We start from the raw sequence: 8,280 nt of genomic DNA, 5'->3' as shown, positions 1-8,280 counted from the left end.
CCGTGTCCCAGGGCTGCCCACAGCCGCACTGCCCAGTGACCGGGAGCGTCCTGATTTCATCAGGATGCTCACTCATTTTGAGCGTCTTGCCGGGATGGCCACGTTGCCCGCCAGAAGAGCGGTTGCTCTTCTGGCGCTCACTCTTGGGGACCCACGGTTTGTCCTGGCTGGGCGGTTGGCTAGAAGTTCGGCTTGTGGCGGCAAGGCGAGCTTCCAGGGTCAGCAATCGCAGTTCAAGCTCGTCAAGGCGAGCTTGAAGGATCAGGCAATTGGGGCAAAGAGCGTTCTTGATGCGCCCACTCTATCTGATTCCACTCCGCAAGTCCCCCTGCTGAGTAGTTACCATCTGGCAATCCAAACGGGCATCCAGATCTCCTTCTACCCTACAAATCGCCCAAACGACGATTCGCTCTGGCTGAAGAATGTCCCTCAGTTCCCGGGATCATGCAGGAGAAGTCCGTCCCAGCCCTGTGGCATCCTGGGCGGGTGCCCGTCCTGACCACTGAAATTTACCTGCTGGCCGCCGGCGTCCTCCTGCTCATCAGCCTGATCGTGAGCCGTCTGGGTGGGCGGCTGGGCATTCCAGGGCTGTTGCTGTTTCTGGGCGTGGGGATGCTGGCCGGGTCTGACGGTCTGGGCATCCAGTTCAGTGACTACCGGCTGGCTCAGGCACTGGGCACTGTGGCGCTGTGTTTCATCCTGTTCCAGGGCGGCCTGACCACCCACTGGGGCGAGACCCGGCCCGTGATCCGGCGCGGTCTGAGTCTGGCCACCCTGGGCGTGCTAATCACGGCGGGCGTGATGGCCACCTTTGCCCATTTTGCCCTGAACCTGCCGTGGCTGGTCGCGTGGCTGCTGGGCGCAGTGGTCAGCAGCACCGACGCCTCGGCAGTTTTCAGCGTCCTGAAAGAGCGTGCGCTGGGCCTGAAGGGAGATATCGGCCCGCTGCTGGAGTTTGAATCGGGGGGCAACGATCCGATGGCGGTGTTTCTGACCGTGGGCCTGCTGGAGCTGATCGCCAACCCCGGCATGGGCGTGCTGGAGATCGTGCCGCTGTTCGTCAAGCAGATGGTCATCGGCGGCGTGCTGGGCGTGGTGCTGGGCCGGGCGGCCCTGTTGATGCTCAACCGCCTGCAACTCCAGTTCGAGGGCCTGTATTCGGTGCTGACCCTGGCGCTGGCGCTGACCATCTTTAGCGTGACGGCGGTGGTGGGCGGCAGCGGCTTTCTGGCAATCTTCATCGCGGGCATCATCCTGGGCAACGCCGACTTCCTGCACAAGCGCAGCCTGCTGTCGTTCCATGACGGTCTGGCGTGGCTGATGCAGGTGGCGATGTTCCTGACGCTGGGCCTGCTGGTCAATCCGCGCGAGTTGCTGCCCACGGCGGGCCTGGCCCTGGCCTGTGCGCTGGTGCTGGTCTTCGTGGCCCGCCCCGTCAGCGTGTTCATCAGTCTGGCGGCGTCGCGGATGCCGGTGCGTCACAAGACGATGGTGGCCTGGGTGGGGCTGCGTGGCGCGGTGCCCATCGTGCTGGCCACCTTTCCGCTGCTGGCGGGGGTGCCGCAGGCGCAGGTGCTGTTCAATGTTGTCTTCTTTATCGTGCTGACCAGTGTGCTGCTGCAAGGCACCACGCTAACGTTGGCTGCCGATCTGCTGGATCTGCGGACGGCCCGCACTGTGCCGGCTGCCCCGTCCATGACCTACACGCCCACCGGACACAGCAAGAACGCGCTGGTGGAAGTGGAGGTGCGTCCGGGCAGCCCTGCCGACGGACAGCGCATCGTGGACCTGCACCTGCCGCCGGAGGCACTGGTGGTGCTGATCCACCGTGCGGGCGAGTACCTGATTCCCAGGGGTGCTACCCGGTTGATGGCGGGAGACAGCGTGCAGGTGCTGGCCCAGGCAGACGAGCTGCGTGAGGTCCAGCGCTGGCTGGGACATGGCGGCTGATTGTGCCGGTGGCGGAAGCGCGTTGAGTTCCAAATCAACATGGGCAGCAGTATTGTGAAATTGTCCTATATATTGGATTGTATATGACTCGTCGACTTATTCCCGATGCGATTGCTAGATCTGTATCAAATGCTTTGAATGTCGATCCTCACCCCTGGATATCTTAGCCCTTGCCGGCGCTTATGCAGCGGTGAAAAGGAACAGGAAAGTGCATGGGGATACATGATCATATACTATCTAATGCGAGTCGTGGAAATCGAACTGGCTTTCTTCCCACACTGACGCCGTCCGGCCAGCCGCGGGTCCTGTTCACGGCGCGGGGCGCGGCTGGCCGGACGGCGTATTTCCACGCTCACTGTGGTGACGCTGGCCCTGCTGGCGGTGGTTCTGGGCACACTGGCCCTGATGCTCACTGACGCAAACAGCTCCTGGCACTGGCCTTCGAGACGCTCAGCGCCCTGACCGCGTTTAGCCTGAGCGTCAATCTGACCCCTCATCTCTCGGACAGCGGCAAGCTAGTGCTGGTAGTCCTGATGTTCCTTGGGCGGGTGGGCTTTCTCAGCCTGCTGCTGGCCTTTCGCCCTGCACAGCCGCAGGACATGCGCCTGCCACAGGAACGCGATTTCACGGTGGGTTGATGGTCCGGGGGCTGATAATCCGGGAGCTGATGGTCTGGGAGCTGATGGTCTGGGAGGCCAGTCTCAATCCCGGCTGATCACATGCACGTCCACGTTCCGCGTGCTGCTCAGCACCCGCTTGATGATGTCGCCGCGCCAGAGTTCCGCCCAGCGTGAGCGGCTGGTTTCACCCATGACCACCTGCGTAGCCCGCGAGAGCTGAACGTAGCCGATTAACGCGGCGGCAACTCCGCTTGCACCATCCAGCACCTCAAACTGGCCGCCCAGCGCCACCGTCAGGGCGCGGTAGGTGTCCAGCAGGCGCGATTGCTCGGGTGTGATGCGCGGGCCGCGAATGGTGACCACATGCAGCGCCCCGTGCAGCCGCGCAGCCAGTTGCCCGCCCCGGCGAATCAGGCGGCCCGCGCTTTCCTCGGCAGCGATGGCGACGACGACGACTTCCTGTACGCCGGGGCTGCCGGGCGGCGCACCCTGCTCCACCACGCTGGCCACCTGCCGCAACGCAATTTCGCGCAGCGCCGTCAGATTGGGTGACGTAAAAAAGTTGCCCAGCGCCTGATCGATCTTCTCAGGGCCGTAGACGTGGCCCGCCTTCATCCGGGCGCGCAGGTCATGCGGCGTCAGGTCCACCAGCACCAGTTCGGTGGCCTCGCGCAGCACGGCGTCGGGAACGCGCTCGCGCACACGCACGCCGGTCAACCGGGCCACGGTGTCGTTCAGGGATTCCAGATGCTGCACGTTGACGGTGGACAGGACAGTGATGCCCGCCGCGAGGAGTACCTCCACGTCCTGCCAGCGTTTCTGGCGCTCACTGCCGGGGGCGTTGGTGTGGGCGAGTTCATCCACCAGCACTGCTTCGGGACGGCGGGCAAGCAGGCCGTCCACGTCCAGCTCGGTCAGTTCGGTGCCGCCGTAAGCGATGGCGCGGCGGGGGAAGATGGGCAACCCCCCGGCAGCGCAGATGGTTCCCTCACGTCCATGCGTTTCCAGCACGCCGATCAGGGCATCCTCACCCCTCTCCAGCCGTTCGCGCAGTTCGCCCAGGGCGCGGTAAGTCTTGCCGACGCCCGCCGCCATACCGATGAAGACCTTGTGGACGCCGCGCTGGACAGCAGGCCCGTCTGTCTGACCGGGGAGGGTCAGCCGCTGTGGAGAGCGCCCGGCAGAAGGTGAATCGGCGTCCGGCATGGCGTCAGCGTCCAGTGCCGGGGGCTGCCGCGTCCAGCGCCAGATTCAGCTTCAACACATTGACACCCACGCCGCCCAGCCCCAGCGGGCCACGCTCGGTGGAGGCGGTGATCAGCTCACGCACCCTGTCTTCGCTCAGATCACGCGCCTGCGCCACCCGCGCCACCTGAACCTCGGCTCCAGCAGGGCTGATATGCGGGTCAAGACCGCTGCCGCTGGCGGTGACCAGATCGGCGGGAATCTGGTTGGCCGGAATGCCCTCACGTTTGGCGATCTGGGCAGACAGCTCCCGAACCCGTTTCCGCAACTCAGGGTTGCTGGGCGCGAGGTTGCTGCCCGAGGCGTTGACCGGATCGTAGCCGCTGCCCGCCGCACTGGGCCGCCCGATAAAGTCGCCCGCGCCGCTGAAGGTCTGGCCCACCAGTGCGGAGCCGACAACCTGACCATTGCGCGTGATTAACGAGCCATTTGCCTGCGCTGGGAACAGACTTCCAGCCAGCAGCGTGGTCACGGTGGGATACGCCAGCCCGCACAGCACGAGCCACATCAGGGCAAAGCGCAGCCAGGTGGAGAAACCGGGTTGAGGAGCGGTGTCGGTAGGGGTGACATCGGTGAGGGTTGAGGGGGTAGTCATGGGCAAACTCCTATCAAGAGAAAAGCGGTCACTGGACACCCACCACGGACAGCAGCAGGTCAATCAGTTTGATGCCCACAAACGGCACCACCACGCCGCCCAGGCCGTAGATCAGCAGGTTGCGGGCCAGCAGGGAATCGGCGCTGCCGGGGGTGTAGCGCACGCCGCGCAGGGCCACCGGAATGAGGAGCGGAATCACCAGCGCGTTAAAGATCACAGCGCTGAGAATCGCGCTGCGGGGGCTGCCCAGGTCCATCACGTTCAGCACACCCAGTGCAGGCAATTGCGCGGCAAACAGGGCGGGCAGGATGGCAAAATACTTGGCGATGTCGTTGGCGATGGAAAAGGTGGTCAGTGCCCCGCGCGTCATCAGCAGGCCCTTGCCGATTTCCACCACTTCAATCAGCTTGGTGGGATCGGAGTCCAGGTCAATCATGTTGGCCGCTTCCTTGGCCGCCTGGGTGCCGCTCTGCATCGCCAGCCCCACGTCGGCCTGTGCCAGCGCCGGGGCGTCGTTGGTGCCGTCGCCCATCATCGCCACCAGGCGGCCCGCCGCCTGCTCGTCGCGGATCATCTGGAGTTTGTCTTCCGGGGTGGCCTCGGCCAGAAAGCCGTCCACGCCCGCTTCCCTGGCAATCGCCTCGGCGGTCAGGGGGTTGTCGCCCGTGATCATGATGGTCCTCAGGCCCATGCGGCGCAACTGGTCAAAGCGCTCGCGCATTCCCGGCTTTACGATGTCGGACAGGGCCACCACGCCCAGCACGCGGGCCACGTCGCCGCGCACCTCGGCCACGGTCAGCGGCGTGCCGCCAGCGCGGGCAACTTCCTCGACGAGGGCGGTCAGACCAGCGGGTGCGGCTGCCCCGAATTCTGATGCGAAGCGGGCCATCCGGTCTGCCGCACCTTTCCGGATTTTCACGGCTCCCCCCGCGTCGGCAAAGTCCACGCCGCTCATGCGGGTCTGGGCGCTGAACTCAATGAACTCGGCGTTCTCCGGCTGCGTGGGCAACTCGGTCAGGGTGCGGGCCAGCGTCACGATGCTCTTGCCCTCCGGCGTCGGATCGGCCAGCGAGGACAGGGCGGCGGCGCGGGCCAGTTCGGCCTCACTCACACCGGGCAAAGGGGCAAAGCGCGTCGCCTGACGGTTGCCGATGGTGATGGTGCCGGTCTTGTCCAGCAGCAGGATGTCCACGTCCCCGGCAACTTCCACCGCCTTGCCGCTCTTGGCGATCACGTTGGCCTGCAAGGCGCGGTCCATCCCTGCGATGCCGATGGCGGGCAGCAGCCCCCCGATGGTGGTGGGAATCAGGCAGACCAGCAGGGCGATCAGCGTCACCGTGTCCACGTTGATGCCCACAAAGCGCGACAGGAGGGGCAACGTCGCCACCACGATCAGGAAGATCAACGTCAGCGCGGCCAGCAGAATGCTCAGGGCCAGCTCGTTGGGAGTTTTCTGGCGGCTGGCCCCCTCCACCAGCGCGATCATGCGGTCTAAAAAGCTCTCACCGGGCTGCGAGGTCACGCGTACCACGATGCGGTCCGACAGCACCCGCGTTCCGCCCGTCACGCCGCTGAAATCGGTTCCGGCCTCGCGGATCACCGGGGCGCTCTCACCCGTGATGGCACTCTCGTCCACCGAGGCCAGCCCCTCCACGATCTCGCCGTCGCCGGGGATCATCTCGCCCGCCTCCACCACGATCAGGTCATCGCGGCGCAGTTCGGTGCTGGGGACGGTGGTCTCCACGCCGTTCAGCAGGCGGCGGGCGGGGGTGTCCTGGCGGGCGGCGCGCAGCCCCAGCGCCTGCGCCTTGCCGCGTGCCTCGGCCAGCCCTTCAGCGAAATTGGCGAACAGCACGGTCAGAAAAAGCAGCAGGGTGATGGCAAGTTCGTAACCCCAGGACTTGCCCGTGACCATGTTGGCCACCGTCAGGTAGGTGGTCAGCACCGCGCCCACCAGCACCACGAACATCACCGGGCTTTTCGCCATGCTGCGCGGGTCTAACTTGGTGAAGCTGGCTTTCAATGCACCGCTGACCAGTTCGCCCGTGAAAATGTTCTTGCGGGGGGCTTGCGGCCCGGTTTCAGGCGTTTGTGGCAGGGCGGTCATTTCTGGACTCCAGTGGTGGGTGTGGTGGTTTGCAGGGTCAATTGCTCGGCCACCGGCCCCAGCACCAGCGTGGGCGCGAAGTTCAGCAGTTGCAGCAGCAGCATCACACTCAGCAGCATTCCGGCAAAGATGGGGGTGTCCACCCGCAGCGTGCCGCTCGTCTCGGGCGCAGCCTTCTTGCCAGCCAGCAGCCCGGCAATCGCCAACGGCCCCAGGATCGGCAGGAAGCGGGCCAGGATCAGCACGATGGCGCAGGTGACATTCCACCACGGCGTGTTGTCGCCCAGCCCTTCAAAGCCGCTGCCATTGTTGGCGTAGGCGCTGTTGTACTCGTACAGCACCTGCGACAGGCCGTGAAAACCGGGGTTGGAGTTGCCTGTCACTCCCGGGACAGATACCGTCGCCGCCGTGAAGCCCAACACCAGCAGCGGCTGGAGCAGGATGATCAGCGAGGCCAGCTTGATCTCGCGCACCTCGATCTTGCGTCCGAACAGTTCTGGCGTGCGGCCCACCATCAGGCCCGCGATAAAGACGGTCAGCACCACGAAGACCAGCATGTTGATCATGCCCACGCCGATGCCGCCGTACACGTCGTTGAGGAACATGCCCAGTTGCGGCACCAGCCCGCCCAGCGGGTTGAAACTGTCGTGCATCCCGGCCACCGAGCCGTTGCTGGTCTGGGTGGTCAGGCTGGCCCACAACGCGGTGGCGTCGGTCCCCAGGCGAACCTCCTTGCCCTCAAAGTTGCCGCCGGGGGCCGCCAGGCCGAGCAGCGCGGCGTTGGGCTGCCGCTCGGCCATGACCGCGCCAAAGGTCAGCGCCGCCGAGGTCACGCTCATCACGGCGATGATCGCCCCGCCAAAGCGGCGACGGTTCAGGAACAGGCCGGAGGCGAACACCAGACTGATGGGAAACACGATGATGCTGACCATCGAGAACAGGTTGCTCAGCGGCGTGGGGTTTTCCAGCGGCACCGAGGAATTGGGGCCGTACCAGCCGCCGCCGTTAGTGCCGAGTTGCTTGATCGCCACCATCGCCGCGACGGGGCCGACGGGGATGGTCTGGGTGGTCACGGCCTGGCCTTCCACCGTTTGCGCCTCCACGAGCTGCGCCACCTTCGCACCGCCGTAGGTGCTGGGCACGCCCTGAGAGGTCAGCAGCAGCGCCAGCACAAAGGCCGAGGGAACCAGCACGCCCACGGCGCGGGTCACGTCCAGATAGTAATTGCCGACGTTCGTCTGTCCCTTCAGCCCGCGCAGCACGGCGAACAGGGCGGCCATGCCCACGGCGGGGGTCACGAATTGCAACGTCACGATGGCGACGAGCTGCGAGAAATAACTCAGCCCGCTCTGGCCGCTGTAGTGCTGCTGGTTGGTGTTGGTGATGAAGCTGGCCGTGGTGTGCAGCGCGGTGTCCCAGCGCATGTTGGCGATGCCGTCAGGGTTGAGGGGCAACGCGCCCTGAAGCACGTAGATCAGGTAGGCGGTCAGCCCCAGCACGACGTTGGTGCCAATCAGCGCCGCGCCGTAGTGTCGCCAGCCCATGCCGCGCGAGGCGTCCACACCGCAGACCCGCAGCAGGCCCGCCGTGAAGCGCGAGGCGGGAGCCGCGTACAAATGCGCGATCAGAAAGCCGAGTGGAACGGCCAGCCCGAAGGCCAGCAGGTAAGTCAGGAGAATATCCATGTCAGAGGTTGTCCGGCAGCTTCAAGGCCCAGGCCACCACGCCGAACAGGGCCAGCAAAATCAGTAATCCCAGCAGCG

General features: G+C 65.3%; 7 protein-coding genes. 2 read left to right on the top strand and 5 right to left on the bottom strand.

Translation table 11 applies throughout. The features are described 5' to 3' along the window. Positions 1 to 265 (bottom strand): DUF6444 domain-containing protein (locus tag Q319_RS28710; RefSeq protein ID WP_245619238.1); only part of this gene is annotated, 265 nt, incomplete at its 3' end. A gap of 230 nt (positions 266 to 495) precedes the next feature. Between Q319_RS28710 and Q319_RS0113915 the strand changes: the two genes are divergently transcribed. Together Q319_RS0113915 and Q319_RS27170 are read left to right on the top strand one after the other, a co-directional pair. Next, positions 496 to 1,950 (top strand): potassium/proton antiporter, encoded by a 1,455-nt coding sequence (locus tag Q319_RS0113915; RefSeq protein WP_029483088.1) that lies wholly within the window; start codon positions 496 to 498, stop codon positions 1,948 to 1,950. A 428-nt stretch (positions 1,951 to 2,378) separates the two neighbouring features. Beyond that, entirely contained in the window at positions 2,379 to 2,588 is a 210-nt protein-coding gene (locus Q319_RS27170) for a potassium transporter TrkG (RefSeq protein WP_156039343.1), read from the top strand. Positions 2,589 to 2,651: 63 nt separating this feature from the next. Here the strand turns inward: Q319_RS27170 and Q319_RS0113895 are convergent, their stop codons facing one another. From Q319_RS0113895 to kdpA, 4 genes are read right to left on the bottom strand one after another with little or no spacing between them, the layout of a single operon-like run. Then, positions 2,652 to 3,776: a histidine kinase gene (locus Q319_RS0113895; protein WP_051655391.1), complete on the bottom strand. Its 1,125-nt coding sequence runs from the start codon at positions 3,774 to 3,776 to the stop codon at positions 2,652 to 2,654. 4 nt (positions 3,777 to 3,780) lie between these two features. Beyond that, complete coding sequence (kdpC, locus tag Q319_RS0113890; protein WP_029483086.1) at positions 3,781 to 4,410, bottom strand: potassium-transporting ATPase subunit KdpC; 630 nt, start codon at positions 4,408 to 4,410, stop codon at positions 3,781 to 3,783. A gap of 28 nt (positions 4,411 to 4,438) precedes the next feature. Next, entirely contained in the window at positions 4,439 to 6,517 is a 2,079-nt protein-coding gene (kdpB, locus tag Q319_RS0113885; RefSeq protein WP_029483085.1) for a potassium-transporting ATPase subunit KdpB, read from the bottom strand. Continuing rightward, positions 6,514 to 8,202 (bottom strand): potassium-transporting ATPase subunit KdpA, encoded by a 1,689-nt coding sequence (gene kdpA, locus Q319_RS0113880; protein WP_029483084.1) that lies wholly within the window; start codon positions 8,200 to 8,202, stop codon positions 6,514 to 6,516. Before kdpA ends, kdpB begins: the two co-directional genes overlap by 4 nt. Between the last annotated feature and the right edge of the window lie 78 nt (positions 8,203 to 8,280).

Origin of the sequence: Deinococcus marmoris DSM 12784 (assembly GCF_000701405.1) — a bacterium.
Classification (GTDB): Bacteria; Deinococcota; Deinococci; order Deinococcales; family Deinococcaceae; genus Deinococcus; species Deinococcus marmoris.
Note: the sequence above shows the minus strand (reverse complement) of the source record. Positions and strands in the feature narration are given on the sequence as shown.

What these genes read in the sequence shown, in the direction of transcription:
- kdpC (WP_029483086.1), bottom strand. Translation starts at nt 4,410, where the DNA reads ATGACTACCCCCTCAACCCTCACCGATGTCACCCCTACCGACACCGCT.
- Q319_RS0113895 (WP_051655391.1), bottom strand. Translation starts at nt 3,776, where the DNA reads ATGCCGGACGCCGATTCACCTTCTGCCGGGCGCTCTCCACAGCGGCTG.
- kdpA (WP_029483084.1), bottom strand. Translation starts at nt 8,202, where the DNA reads ATGGATATTCTCCTGACTTACCTGCTGGCCTTCGGGCTGGCCGTTCCA.
- kdpB (WP_029483085.1), bottom strand. Translation starts at nt 6,517, where the DNA reads ATGACCGCCCTGCCACAAACGCCTGAAACCGGGCCGCAAGCCCCCCGC.